Here is a 13,547-nt window from a genome sequence, read left to right on the forward strand (position 1 = left end):
GGATGATCATGATGAAATTCCCTTTTATCTGGTGATCCGGACCATCCGGCCACCGATGCAAAGAGATTTGCAGGAGGCGTGCCAAGTTTAAAAAAGCCCAGAAATCCGCCCTTTTCGTATATGCAGCATTTCGATATAATCAGTTACGCGGTGAAATTAGCCAACTATCGGCGAAAATTCCTACGCGGCGTAGATGCGATTGCGTCCGCCATCTTTGGCGGCGTACAGCAATTTGTCGGCGCGCCCGAACACCGCGCCCTGCACTTCGCCCGGCTCCGCCTCGGTCAGCCCGCCGGAGAACGTCACAGACCCCAGCGGCGCGTCCGATTCGCGCAGGCGATAGCGTTTGCTGGCGACCGAAATCCGCGCCGCTTCCAGCATCCCGCGCGCGGCTGGCAAATCGAGCCCGTAGAATAGGATGATGAATTCCTCGCCGCCGTAACGGCCGACGAAATGATCGGGGCACGCCGCTGTCAGCGCGTCGGCGATCGCGCGCAGCACCCGATCGCCGACCGAATGGCCGAACTGGTCGTTGACGCGCTTGAAGCGGTCGACGTCCACCACCGCTAGGCACAGAGTCTCGCCGGCCTGCATCCGCTCGGCAAAGGCTTCCTCGAAAGCGCGCCGATTAGGCAGGCCGGTCAGCGGATCGCGCCGCGCATCGCCGCGCGCTTCCTCGAGTTTCTCGCGAAGCTGATCCGCCTCGCTGGTTGCAGCAGCCAGCCGCGCCTCCGCCGCCTGAACGCGGTTGAGCATCAGGCCGGTGAGCAAAATGACGTTGTCGGCGCCAGCGCCAGCGCGCATCGCGTCCGCACTGGCGGCGAGGTCGCGGCCGAAATCCTCGGTATCGGCGCGCACCCGCCGCACCATGTCGGTGAAGCCTTCGACCTGCATCTGCGTCTGCGCGACGAGCGTGTCGGCGTGTGCGGGTTCGTCCGCGGCCGCAGCATCCCCGACGCCAAACGTGCCGATCTCCCCGCCCAGTGCCTTGATATCGCGCGCGGTGAGACGGACGCCCCCTTCGGTCAGCGTCGCGACCGATTGCGCCAGCGCGCCATTAGGATCGCAAATCACGCGGTGGGCAAAGGCATAGTGCGCCGGATCGGGGCTCAGCCGATGCAGTTTCAGGAATCCCCGAATGCAGTCGAAGACGTGATCTGAACGGTCTTCGACCGCCACCAGCCGTGTCTGTCGCCTCGCGCTCATTGCTCCTAAAGGCCCTTCGGACTGCGGCCACGCGTGATAGCGAGACCGTCACTGCCTTTCATCATAGTGGGAAACTGCTAAAATTGGATAACGCAGCCAGTAATAGATTGTTTGGAGTCCACAGGCAGCGTCAGCGGGTGAAGGCAATCCCGAACCGCGCCTGGTTGGAACGGCGTGCATAATCGATCAGCGACTCGCCGTAGCCGGTGAAGAACTGTCCGATAAGATACAGATGCGGCAGCCGATCATCGATGCTGGCGAGCGGATAGGACAGAAACGCCTCGGCGCTGCCTTTGCCCGTCCCCGGATTGCCACGCGCGGTAACCGCCGCCTTCCACCCGTCCCGCTGCTCCAGCGCGAGCCCGAGCGACGTATAGCCCCAATAGCGATCGATGTCGGGCGCGAGGCCGTGATAGCCGAAATACCCCCATGCCTGCGGCGTCACCGTCGCCTTCCACGCGCCGCCGAGGTCAATCGTCTTGCTCGCGCGCAGGAAGAAGCGGTTCACGTCGATCGAATCGCGCACGCCGCCGCCGTTCGAATCGTGCGCATAACCGCCGCCGATCGTCAGCGTCTGGCTCGTCGGCACGTCTACGAACACCTGTGGGCTGAAGATTTCGGTGCGGATCGGGCCAGACGGACGATCGGTCGCCCAGAAGATCGTCTGGGTATAAGCGAAGTCGAGGCGCGGCCCGTCCGCCTTGCCGAGGAGGCGGAAATCGAAACTGACCTGCAGCTTCGTACCGGAGCTCTTGGCCCCCATCACGCCATAGGTGGGCGCAAAGGGCTGGAACCGACCCAAAAACCCGCTTGAACGCCCGATCGATCCAGATGCGATAGTTTCCTGACCTGCCCCCGCCTGCCCCGCCGTCGGTGGCGTGGACAGGGGAACCGCCGCCACCGTCACCGGATAGGAAGCCGCCAGCCGGTAATGCACCCGCGCGAAGCTGCCCGGGGCGATGCTCTGCGGCTCGTCGGGCGCGGCGATCAACCGGATCCTGGTGCCGTCGCGCGCGATCGTTTCGATTTCGTCCGGGCCGCGCGCGCTCTGGGCCGCGGTACCTTCGTTGAGCAAATAGACCTCGACCCCGGCGCGCGCGGCCTCCGCCGAGGCAGGGGGATCGAGCAGCGGACGCACCTGCGCGGCGGCAGGGGTGACGGCGACCAGAGCCGTGCCGACGGCGAGATAGGACAGACTGCGCATGACACCCCCGCTGCCACCCGATCATGACACCGCTGCGTCACGTCTCCCGGATCGGCGCCGCACTCAACACTGGCGAAACTGTGCCAGCGCGCTTAGGCAAAGGCAATGCGCGTCACCGACACCGATCTCGCCCTTGCCGCCGCCCTGGCCGATGCCGCGGGCGCTGCGATCCGCCCCTTTTACCGCGCCGATTATGGCCTCGAGACCAAGGACGACACCTCGCCCGTGACGCTCGCCGACCGCGCGGCCGAGGGGGCGATGCGCGCACTGATCGAACGTGCCTTTCCCGCCGATGCGATCATCGGGGAGGAATATGGCATCAAGGAAGGCAGTTCGGGCCGCGCCTGGGTGCTCGATCCGATCGACGGGACGCGTGCCTTCATCGCCGGTCGCCCGATCTTCGGCACGCTGATCAGCCTGGTGATCGAAGGCTGGCCGATGCTGGGCGTTATCGATCAGCCGATTCTCCAGGAACGCTGGCTCGGCGTGATGGGTCGCCCGACGCTGTTCAACGGCCGACCCGCGCAGACTCGCCGCTGCCCCGATCTGGCCAAGGCACTGCTGGCGACGACGTCACCCGCGCTGTTCGACAATTCGCAGCTTCACGCCTTCGAACATCTCGATAGCGCGGTGCTGAGCACGGTGCTCGGTGGCGATTGCTACAATTACGCCGGCGTCGCGAGCGGCTGGCTCGACGTGGTGGTCGAGGCGGGGTTGAAACTCCACGATTTCGCCGCCCTGGTGCCAGTGGTCGAAGGCGCGGGCGGGCGGATGTGCGATTGGCAGGGCGATCCGCTCACCGCAGATTCGGTCGGCGAAGTGGTGGCGGCCGGCGATCCGGCGCGGATCGAGGAAATTCTCGAAGCGCTCGCCTGCCGCGGCCATTGACGATGCGTCAGGCGCCCCGCGCCGCCGCCAGCGCCGCGACGAACGCCCGCGCGTTGGTCCCCACCTGCTCCACCGTATATCCCGCAGCGTAAAGCGCCGACCCGAGCCCAAATCCCGCCGCTCCTGCCTTCAACCACGGCTGCATCGTATCAGGACTGATCCCGCCCACCGGCAGGACCCGCGCATCGCGCGGCAGGACGGCGCGCATCGCCTTCAGCACCGAAGGGCTGGCCGCCTCGGCCGGGAACAGCTTCAGCGCGCTCGCCCCCGCGCCCAAGGCCGCAAACGCCTCGCTCGGCGTCGCGATACCCGGCAGCGACACGAGGCCCGCCGCCGCACTCGCGCGGATCACGTCGAGATTGGCGTTAGGAGAGATGATCATCGTGCCGCCCGCCGCCTGAACCGCGGCTACGTCATCAGGCCGCAGCACCGTACCCGCCCCGACGATCGCCCGCCCGTCACAACGCCGCGCGAGCCGTGCGACGCTCTCCAGTGGCTCCGGCGAGTTCATCGGCACCTCGATCAGCGTGAACCCGGCATCGATCAACGCGTCGGCAATACCCTCCACCTCGTCGGGTCTCACCCCGCGCAGGATCGCGACGAGCGGGCAGCATGCGAACGCCTGATCGAAATCGGAAAGAGCGGTCATGGCAGCATCCCAGCAAGCGCAACCATGCCCGCGACGAACGCTGCATGGCTGTCGACGACATGCGCCGTGCCGCCATTGGCGGTTACGGCAATCGAATAGAGTTCGGCCAGCGTCGCGTCGGCCAGAATATGGACATCGCCCGGCGCCCCGGCCAGCCGCGCCGCGACGTCACTGCCGATCAACAGTCCGCTCGCATAGGAAGCGGCATCGGCGTCGTCGCGTCGGCCCAGCAGCTTCGCCGCGCGAATGCCGAACAGCGCGGCGGCCAGATCGCCACCCCGCCCCGCCGCGACCCCGTCGCGAAAAGCGGCACCGGCCGTGACCGCGGCCTGAAGCTGTGCAGCGAGCAAGCCATGCGTACGAAGCAGGGCAAAGAGTTCGCCCGTCATTGCCGTCGTAAAATCGACGATCGCGCCGTCCGCCGCTCGCGCCCATTTGCAGTGCGTTCCAGGCTGACACAGCAAGCCATCCTGCGGCACAAGCCCGGCCGCCACCGCGCCCAGAAATTGCACTTCCTCGCCGCGCATCACATCGGCGCGCGCATCGGTGAGGACCGAGACACCCGGCACGATCGCGGTGCGCGGATCGATCCACGTCATGCATTGCGCCAGATCGGCCAGGCCCGCCGGTGCCGCAACATAACCGGCATCGCGCCAGCCGATCGTCGACCCGACCATCCCCGCCATCAGTACCGGCAAATCAGCGAACCGTTCCCGGATTTCTGCAAGCTCGCCCGGAAAATCGCCTGGCGCAACGCTGGTCACACCCCGCGCATCACGCTCGGTCGCCACCACAATGCCGTGCTCGATCAGAAATACCCGCCGGTTGGTGGTTCCCCAATCGACCGCCAGAAAGGCCGTGCTGAATGCCGTCACGCCGCGATCACCACCATGTTGCATACAGCGCGATCAGGATCAGGACGACGCCGACCGAAGCGCCGTTGAAGCTTGTGGTCGTCTTGAACTCGACGCCTTCCATCGTGATGCGGTTGGCATTCGCGCGCGCCTTGACCGTCAGCGACAGGATCACCGCGAGCGCCAGCGAGATGAGGAACACCAGGCCCATCCGGTTCATGAACGGCAGATCCGGCAGCGTCCCGCGGAAGATGTAGGACAGCACCACCGACGACACCGCCGCCGCAATCGCCCCCGCCTCGTTCGCGCGCTTCCAGAACAGGCCGAGCAGGAAGATCACCGTGATCCCCGGCGTAAAGAAGCCGGAGAATTCCTGGATGAATTGAAACGCCTGATCCGACTGCCCGATCAGCGGGCGTGCGAGCAGAATCGCGATCAGGATCGCGGTGCCGGCGGCGATCCGCCCGACCAGCACCATCCGCGTCTCGCTGGCCGCCTCGGCGCCGTCGCCGGTCTTGATTCCGCGCAGCTTGGCATAGAGATCGAGCGTGAAGATCGTCGCGATCGAATTGATCTTCGACGCGGTCGAAGCGATGATCGCGGCGATCAGCGCAGCGAAGACCAGCCCCAAAATCCCCGGCGGCAACAAGCGCATCATCGTCGGATAGGCCTGATCGGGCTTGGCGAGACCGGGTGCGAGAATGACTGCGGCGATGCCGGGCAACACGATCACCACCGGCATCAGCAGCTTCAGATAGGCGGCGAACACCACGCCCTTTTGCGCTTCACCCAGGCTCTTCGCGGCAAGCGCGCGCTGGATGATGTACTGATTGAAGCCCCAATAGCTGAGGTTCGCGATCCACATGCCCCCGACCAGCACCGCGATGCCGGGCAATTCCTTGAAGTGCGGGCTGCTGCGCGACAGGATCATGTCGAAATGGTCGGGCACGCGGCGGGTGAGTTCCATGAACCCGCCGATGATTCCCGCATCGCCGCCGATCTTGCTGAGCGTCAGGCCCGACACCATCAAGCCACCCAACACCAGCAACGTGACCTGCACAATGTCGGTCAGTGCCACCGCCTTCAGCCCACCGCGCAGCTGATACAGCAAAGCGAAGCCGCCCAGCGCCCACAGCGCGACGGTCTGGTCGATCCCGGCCACCTGGTTGACCGCGATCGAGCCAAGCCAGATGATCGAGGTGAGATTCACGAAGACGTAGAGCGCGAGCCAGAACAGCGCCATGATGGTGCGGATCGTCGGCCCGTACCGTTGTTCCAGGAACTGCGGCATCGTATAGATTTCGTTCTTCAGGAAGATCGGCAGGAAATATTTGCCGACGATCAGCAGCGTCAGTGCCGCCATCCACTCGTACGATGCGATGGCGAGACCGATCGCGTAGCCCGACCCGGACATGCCGACGATCTGCTCGGCGGAGATGTTCGCCGCGATCAGCGACGCGCCGATTGCCCACCACGGCAGCGATTTGGACGCGAGGAAATAGTCGGACGTGTTCTTGGCGTGGCCGGCCTTCTCGCGCGAGACATATTGCGCAAGGCCGAAGATCGCGATGAAATAGACGATGACGACCGCAGCATCGATGGTGGCAAGGTTCACGCAGTCACTCCCCAACGACGGCCAGACCGGCGCACCGCCATTTTTCCCGATATCGCCGCGGGTTCACGGTCTGACTACTATTTATATGACTAATTAGCTTTGTCCAGCGGCGCGGTTCGGGCACATCAGTGACAAAGGCCCAATCGTGCGCCAGAATGCGGGCAGATATGACGACCGAACCCCTTGCTCCTGATCTCGCGCCGGCCGAACCGCGCCCCTCGCTTGGCCGCAATCTGACGTACGGCATGCTCGACAGCCTCGGGCGCGCGATCGTTACCGGGCGCTACGAACAGAATCCCTTCCCGACCGAAGCGCAGCTGGCGCAGGCGCACGGGGTCAGCCGCTCGGTCACGCGTGAGGCGGTCAAGATGCTGACCGCCAAGGGGCTGCTCAGCGCACGGCCGCGCCAGGGTACGGTGGTTCAGCCGGCCAGCAACTGGAACCTGTTCGACACCGATGTGCTGCGCTGGCTGCTCGAGCGCACATTCTCGGTCGATCTGCTGCGCCAATTCAACCAGTTGCGCGTCGCGATCGAACCCGAAGCGGCGGCGCTTGCGGCGCGTTTCGGTGGCCCGCTGGATTTGCGCAAGATCGACGCCGGTCTGGCGCGGATGGTTGCGGCGGAGCAAGGACAGGACGAGCCGCTCGAGGCCGACATCGCCTTCCACGTCGCGATTCTCACCGCGTCGAAGAATCCCTTCTACAGGCAGTTCCACGATGTCGTGACGACCGCGCTGCGCACGTCGATCCGCTTCACCAACCGCATCAAGGGCCGCACCGCCAGCATCGCCGACCACGAAGCGGTCCGGGACGCGATCATCGCGCGTAATCCCGATGCCGCGCGCCGGGCGATGCGGCACCTGATCGGCGAAGTGCTCGACCTGATCGAACACGTCGAGGGCGACCGTGATGCTCCGGCTACGGAGCCGTCATCCTGATCGGAACGATCTGCCCATATTGATCGTAAGAGATCGGCTGGATCGCGATTTTGCGGTCGTCGCTATACGGCCCAGCGCCCTTCTTCCCCTCCCAACGGTGATAGACGATCCACCACGATCCGTCCTTCGGATCCCGCACGAAGCTGTGGTGGCCCGGCCCCTTGTAGCGCTTGTCGCTCTGCAGCAGCGGCCCGCGATACTTCCACGGTCCCAGCGGGCTCGGTGCCATCGCATAATGGACTTCATATTCGGCGGTGTTCCACGCGCCGTGGCTGTACGACAGATAATAGACGCCGCCCCGTTCGTGCATGAACACGCCTTCAGTGAACAACGGCGGCTGCGCGATCTCCTCTTCATGATCGATCGTGATCATGTCGGGTTTCAGCACGAACACGCGCAGCTTCGCGCCGGCGCTGCCGCCTGCGTAAAGATAGCGGACGCCCGATTTCGGATCGACGAACACCATCGGGTCGATCGCCTCGAACCCCTTGCCGCCGGTCAGCAGCGGCTTGCCGCTATCGGTGCACGGGCCCTGCGGCGCGGCGCACACCGCCACGCCCAAACGGCTCGGCGAGGGGTTTTGCGGGCCGACCGAATAATAGAGGTAATATTTGCCGTTGGCCGCGACCATGTCGGGCGCCCACAGATAATGCCGCGGCTCGTGATCGTCGCGCACCCAGGGAATATCGCGCAGCGCCAGCAATTGTCCCGCGCGCACGAAGTTGGTGCGGTCGTTCGACACCCAGGCGTCGAGCGTGTCGCCGCGCCCGGTCGGATCGACCCATAATTGCCCGTTGAAATAGTCGGCCCCTGGGTCCGCCCCGACGATCACCGACTTTACTTCCTGCGCCGAGCCCGGCCCGGCCAAAGCGGCCATCGCGAGCAAGGCGATCAGAATCCTGCGCATCGCCAAGCCTCCGTCAGTTGGCGACCGGCACCACGCCCTTCGGCGCGGCGGCGAGGCGCGTGATCAGGTCGGTTTCGGCGACGCGGTAGGGTTTGCCATCGGCGCGCAGCACCTCGTGGAACCAGATCGGCGGCTCCTCATAGGTGTACGGCTTTTTCCAGCTATCCCACGGCAGGCGGGTCTGCGTCTTGCCGTCGACGAAGCCCCAATTGATCATCGCGATATTGAGTTTCTTGGCGATCGGCAGCGATCCGTCGAAGGTCGATCCGTTGCCGCGCGCCATATATTCCGTGCACAGCACAGGGCGGCCATAGCTCAGCATCTGGCGCGCGCGGACCAGGAAAGTCTCGGGCCAGCTATAATCGTGAAAGCTCAGCACGTCCGAGCGCGCGATCTGGATCCGCTCGACCGCGTCGAGCTTGGCAGTCTGGTCCCAATGATCGCCGGTCCACACGCCCGAGGTGAGCGGCTGCACCGGATCGACCGACTGCGCCCAATCGAACACCTTGTCGAGCAGCCCGGCAACCAGCGCATTCTTGTTCGGCGTCGCCACATAATTGCCGCCGCCGCCATTGTTGGGCTCGTTCCACACGTCCCATGCTAGCACGCGCGGGTCCTTGCCGAACGTGCCGACGATGTCCTTCACATAGCCTTCTAGCTTGGGATATTGGCTCTTGTCGGCCAGCCGCGCGGCACCCGGTGCCTGCACCCAGCCCGAATTGTGCACGCCCGGAATCGGCGGATGCTGCGGCCCGGCGACGGGATTGGGATCCCAGCAGCTGTCGAACAGCACGAACATCGGCTTGATCTTGTGTTTGGCGGCGATCGTCAGGAACTGGTCGATGCGCAGCTTGAAGCCTGCCGCGTCATTCTCCCACGGCAAATTGTGCAGGAAGACGCGCATCGTCTTCATGTTGAGCTTTTCCGCCCAACCGAGCTCCTTGTCGATCGTCGCGGGATCAAACGTCTCGGCCTGCCACATTTCGAGCTCGTTGATCGCGGTGGCGGGGGTGTAGTTCGACCCCACCAGCCACGGCTGCGCGTCGTACCAGCTCTTAGCCTGTGCCTTGGTCCACAGGTCGCGCGCTTCGGCGGCACCGCTGCCGAGCGTGAGCGAGATCGCGGCGGCAAAAGAAAGCAGAATGCGGTTCTTCATGGTCGGTCTCCGGTTCACTTGGCGCGCTGGCCGTTGGTCAGGCGGTAGGTCATGACGTTGCGATAGGTCTGCCCCGGATCGAGCCGCGCCGAACCGAAGCCGCTCTGGTTGGGCGTGTCGGGAAAAATCTGCGGCTCCATCACAAAGGCATCGCCCTCTCGGTAGATCTTGCCGGCCTTGCCCGAGCTCGTCCCGTCGAGGAAATTGCCCGAATAGAATTGCAGGCCCGGCTGGGTCGACCACAGTTCGAACCCGCGGCCCGATGCCGGATCGTACGCGCGCGCCATCAAATGCTGGCTCGGCGTTACGCTGCGCCCGATCACCCAATTGTGATCGTAGCCCCGCCCGAACACGATCTGTTCGTCGCGCGCATCGCGGACGCGCTCGCCGATCGCGCGCGGCTTGCGGAAATCGAACACCGTCCCCGCCACCGGCGCGAGCACGCCAGTCGGGATCGCCCCGCTGTCGGTCGGAGTGTAGCGCTCCGCCGGGATCGTCACGATCGTCCCCATCGCGCCATTGGCCGAACCCTCGCCCGACAGATTCCAATAGGCGTGGTTGGTGATGTTGGCGATCGTCGGGCGATCAGTCGTCGCGCGATATTCGATCGTCAGCGCGTTCGCCTCATCGAGCGAATAGGTCGCGTCGACCGTCATCGTGCCGGGATAACCCTGGTCGCCGTCGGGGCTGATATAGCGCAGCGTGACTGAGGCGGTCGGGCCGGATTTCACATCCACCACCTCCCACAACACCTTGTCGAACCCGACCGTGCCGCCATGCAGCGCATTGGGACCGTTGTTGACCGGCGTCTGATAGGGCTTGCCGTCGAGAACGAAGCGCCCTTTGGCGATGCGATTGGCAAAGCGCCCGACCGTCCCGCCAAAGTACTGCGGCGTGGAGAGATATTCGTCGATCCGCGCATAACCGAGCGCAACGTCGGCACGCTTGCCCGCACGATCCGGCATGATGACGGACTGCAGGCTAGCACCGTAAGCGATCACCGTCGCCGAGACGCCGCGCGCGTTGCTGAGCGTCACCGCTGGCACCGCGCGCCCGTCGGGCAGCTTGCCGAACGTCGAACGCTTCGCCTGCGCCGCCAGCGCCGGGGTCCACACCATGCAGCCAAGCGCGGCGAGCGCCCCCACCAGCATCTTGATCCTGTTCCGCTCCATCTCCGTCCCTCTTTTTGTCGTTTCAGTGGCTGTCGCGCGGCAAGCCCCTGGTCTGGGCAATCCGCTGGAATTTCACGGCATCCTCGATCACCGCGCCGGTTTCGAACTGGCCGACCTGCGCGCGGTACATCTCCTGCCACGGCGTCTGCGACGGCGGCGCGAGCGTGTCGCCCGCCGCGACCAGCGCGGCGCGACGGCGCGCGATCTCGGCATCGTCTACGAGCATATCGACGCGACGCGCGGCGAGATCGATCCGCACCCGGTCTCCGCTCCGCACCAGCGCGAGGCCGCCGCCGACGGCGGCTTCAGGACTCGCGTTGAGGATCGACGGGCTACCGCTGGTGCCCGACTGCCGCCCGTCGCCGATGCAGGGCAGTTCGTGGATGCCGGCTCGGATCAGCGCGGCGGGCGGCCGCATGTTGACCACCTCTGCCCCGCCCGGATACCCGACCGGCCCCGCCCCGCGCATGATCAGGATCGTCGTCGCATCGATGCCGAGCGCCGGATCGTCGATCCGCGCGTGATAATCCTCCGGCCCATCGAACACGACGGCCCTGCCCTCGAAAGCGTCGGGCGAGGCCGGGTCGCTGAGATAACGGTCACGGAATGCGTCCGAGATGACGGAAAGTTTCATCACTGCCGAATTGAACAGGTTGCCCGAAAAGACGCTCAGGCCCGCACCGTCGCGCAACGGCCGCGCGAGTGGGCGGATGACGTCTTCGTCTTCGATCTGCGCCGCAGCGACATTGGCGGCCAGCGTCTGACCGTTACAGGCGAGCGCCTCCCCGTCGAGCATCCCGCCGCGATACAATTCGCCCATCACCGCGGGCACGCCACCGGCGCGATAATAATCCTCGCCGAGATACGCGCCCGATGGCTGCAGATTGACCAGCAAGGGCACGTCCGCGCCATGCGATTCCCAATCGGCCAGCGTCAGTTCGACACCCATATGCCGCGCGATCGCATTCAGATGGATCGGCGCGTTGGTCGATCCGCCGATGGCCGAATTGACGCGGATCGCGTTGAGGAACGCCGCGCGCGTCATGATGTCGCTCGGCTTGCGATCGGCCTTGACCATCTCGACGATCCGGCGGCCGGTCTCCCAGGCGCATTGCTGGCGGTCGCGATACGGTGCCGGGATCGCCGCCGATCCGGGCAGCGACATGCCGAGCGCCTCGCACAGCGAGTTCATCGTCGTCGCGGTGCCCATCGTGTTGCAGAAGCCGGTCGAGGGCGCGGACGAGGCGACCAGTTCGATAAAGCCCTTGTAGTCGATCTCGCCCGCGGCGAGCATCTCGCGCGCTTTCCACACGATCGTGCCCGAACCGGTGCGCTGTCCCTTGTGCCAGCCATTGAGCATCGGCCCGACCGACAGTGCGATCGCCGGGATATTCACCGTCGCCGCCGCCATCAGGCAGGCGGGCGTGGTCTTGTCGCACCCGACCGTCAGCACCACCCCGTCGAGCGGATAACCGTAGAGTGTTTCGACGAGCGACAGATAAGCAAGGTTGCGATCGAGCGCGGGGGTCGGGCGCTTGCCGGTTTCCTGAATCGGATGGGTCGGGAATTCGATCGGAATGCCGCCAGCGTCGCGAATCCCGTCCTTCACCCGCTGCGCCAAGACGATATGGTGGCGGTTGCACGGCACCAAGTCGCTGCCGGTCTGCGCGATGCCGATGATCGGCCGGTTGGACTGCAATTCCTCAAGGGTCAGGCCATAATTGAGGTACCGCTCGATATAGAGCGCGGTCATGTCGGGATTCTGGGCGTTGTCGAACCAGGAACGCGAGCGCAGCCGCGGTGCCGCGTCGCTGCTGCCCGTGTCCCGCCCGTCTGCGTCGCTCACTCGCCCCTCCACTCTTGCCGACGCGCTCGCGCTCTGGCCTGTACCATGTGCTCGTTGGCCGACTTGATAGTCAGAACGCGGCGCAATAGAAAGCATATATATCGTATAAAAGACTGGAGGGTGCCGTGGAACGAGGTGAGCAGGCGACGCGCGAGCCGATTCGCATCGGTCTTGTCGGGATCGGCAAGATCGCGCGCGACCAGCATATCCCTGCGATCTCGCGCGATCCGCGCTTCGTGCTGGCGGCGACGGCGAGCCGAAGTGGTGGCGTCGATGGCATACCCGCTTATTCCGACATTGCGGCTATGCTGGCCGGGCCTGAGCGGATCGACGCAGTGTCGCTGTGTACCCCGCCTGCGGGACGGATCGATATCGCCCGCGTCGCGATCGACGCGGGCAAGGCGGTGATGCTCGAAAAGCCGCCCGCCATCACGCTCGCCGACGCCGAGGCCCTTGTCGCGGCCGCGCGCGATGCTGGCGTCCCCCTGTTCGCCACATGGCATTCGCGCGAGGCGGCAGCCGTCGAAGAAGCGCGCGCCTGGTTGGCCGACAAGACGATCGGCGCAGCGCGAATCGTCTGGGCCGAGGATATCCGCCGCTGGCACCCGGGGCAGGATTGGATTCTCGACGCGGGCGGGTTCGGCGTGTTCGACCCCGGCATCAACGCGCTTTCGATCATCACGCGCCTGCTGCCTGGCAGCTTCACCGTGGAGCAAGCGCATCTGGCGATCCCACAGGGGCGCGCCTGCCCGATCGCCGCGACGGTCGCCCTGCGCAGTGGCGATGTGCCGGTGGCCGTCGAACTCGATTTCCTGCGCACCGGGCCGCAACGCTGGGACATCGAGATCGACACCAATGCCGGTCCATTGCGCCTGTCCGACGGCGGGGCCACGATCGCGATCGACGACGAGCCGCCCCGAACAGCACCCAATCACGAATATGCCCGATTGTATGCGCGCTTCGCCACTTTATTGGCCGGCGGACAGTCCGATGCAGATCTGGCGCCGCTGGCGATCGTCGAAGCGGCGCTGAACGGCGGCACGATCGAGCGCGTCGAACCCTTTGCCTTCTGACACGCCATTATCCTATTTGTCTTATTAATCGCTTGTAAT

12 protein-coding genes are annotated in these 13,547 nt (G+C 65.2%); 3 read left to right on the forward strand and 9 right to left on the reverse strand.

From position 1 onward, the window contains the following. Positions 1–180 precede the first annotated feature (180 nt). Both AB5I39_RS07450 and AB5I39_RS07455 read right to left on the reverse strand, forming a co-directional pair. Positions 181–1,206, reverse strand: coding sequence for a GGDEF domain-containing protein (locus AB5I39_RS07450; protein WP_404373153.1), 1,026 nt, complete (start codon positions 1,204–1,206; stop codon positions 181–183). A gap of 130 nt (positions 1,207–1,336) precedes the next feature. After that, a complete protein-coding gene (locus tag AB5I39_RS07455) occupies positions 1,337–2,410 on the reverse strand; it encodes a phospholipase A (RefSeq protein WP_404373156.1) in 1,074 nt (357 codons plus the stop codon). 105 nt (positions 2,411–2,515) lie between these two features. Here AB5I39_RS07455 and hisN point away from each other — a divergent pair, with 105 nt between their 5' ends. Then, positions 2,516–3,298, forward strand: coding sequence for a histidinol-phosphatase (gene hisN, locus AB5I39_RS07460; protein WP_404373159.1), 783 nt, complete (start codon positions 2,516–2,518; stop codon positions 3,296–3,298). A gap of 7 nt (positions 3,299–3,305) precedes the next feature. Here the strand turns inward: hisN and AB5I39_RS07465 are convergent, their stop codons facing one another. The 3 genes from AB5I39_RS07465 to AB5I39_RS07475 are packed head-to-tail and all read right to left on the reverse strand — an operon-like array spanning position 3,306 to position 6,416. Beyond that, on the reverse strand, positions 3,306–3,947 hold the full coding sequence (locus tag AB5I39_RS07465) for a 2-dehydro-3-deoxy-6-phosphogalactonate aldolase (RefSeq protein ID WP_404373162.1): 642 nt from the start codon (positions 3,945–3,947) through the stop codon (positions 3,306–3,308). Continuing rightward, complete coding sequence (locus AB5I39_RS07470; protein ID WP_404373165.1) at positions 3,944–4,822, reverse strand: 2-dehydro-3-deoxygalactonokinase; 879 nt, start codon at positions 4,820–4,822, stop codon at positions 3,944–3,946. Before AB5I39_RS07470 ends, AB5I39_RS07465 begins: the two co-directional genes overlap by 4 nt. Before the next feature lie 7 nt (positions 4,823–4,829). After that, positions 4,830–6,416 (reverse strand): sodium/sugar symporter, encoded by a 1,587-nt coding sequence (locus AB5I39_RS07475; protein ID WP_404373167.1) that lies wholly within the window; start codon positions 6,414–6,416, stop codon positions 4,830–4,832. A 167-nt stretch (positions 6,417–6,583) separates the two neighbouring features. Here AB5I39_RS07475 and AB5I39_RS07480 point away from each other — a divergent pair, with 167 nt between their 5' ends. Beyond that, entirely contained in the window at positions 6,584–7,354 is a 771-nt protein-coding gene (locus AB5I39_RS07480) for a FadR/GntR family transcriptional regulator (protein WP_404373170.1), read from the forward strand. On the opposite strand, the gene AB5I39_RS07485 is transcribed toward AB5I39_RS07480, so the two are convergent. The 4 genes from AB5I39_RS07485 to AB5I39_RS07500 are packed head-to-tail and all read right to left on the reverse strand — an operon-like array spanning position 7,335 to position 12,435. Further along, the gene (locus AB5I39_RS07485) at positions 7,335–8,261 is read right to left on the reverse strand and encodes a family 43 glycosylhydrolase (protein WP_404373173.1); all 927 of its coding nucleotides are present in this window, start codon (positions 8,259–8,261) and stop codon (positions 7,335–7,337) included. The genes AB5I39_RS07480 and AB5I39_RS07485 overlap by 20 nt on opposite strands. A 13-nt stretch (positions 8,262–8,274) precedes the next feature. Next, positions 8,275–9,417, reverse strand: coding sequence for a 1,4-beta-xylanase (locus AB5I39_RS07490; RefSeq protein ID WP_404373176.1), 1,143 nt, complete (start codon positions 9,415–9,417; stop codon positions 8,275–8,277). Positions 9,418–9,431: 14 nt separating this feature from the next. Continuing rightward, entirely contained in the window at positions 9,432–10,589 is a 1,158-nt protein-coding gene (locus tag AB5I39_RS07495) for an aldose epimerase family protein (protein ID WP_404373180.1), read from the reverse strand. Positions 10,590–10,611: 22 nt separating this feature from the next. Beyond that, positions 10,612–12,435, reverse strand: a complete 1,824-nt coding sequence (locus AB5I39_RS07500) for an IlvD/Edd family dehydratase (RefSeq protein WP_404373183.1) — start codon at positions 12,433–12,435, stop codon at positions 10,612–10,614. Between the two features lie 125 nt (positions 12,436–12,560). Here AB5I39_RS07500 and AB5I39_RS07505 point away from each other — a divergent pair, with 125 nt between their 5' ends. Then, a complete protein-coding gene (locus tag AB5I39_RS07505; protein WP_404373186.1) occupies positions 12,561–13,508 on the forward strand; it encodes a Gfo/Idh/MocA family protein in 948 nt (315 codons plus the stop codon). Positions 13,509–13,547: the final 39 nt, after the last annotated feature.

This window comes from Sphingomonas sp. MMS24-J45, assembly GCF_044881195.1.
GTDB lineage: Bacteria > Pseudomonadota > Alphaproteobacteria > Sphingomonadales > Sphingomonadaceae > Sphingomonas.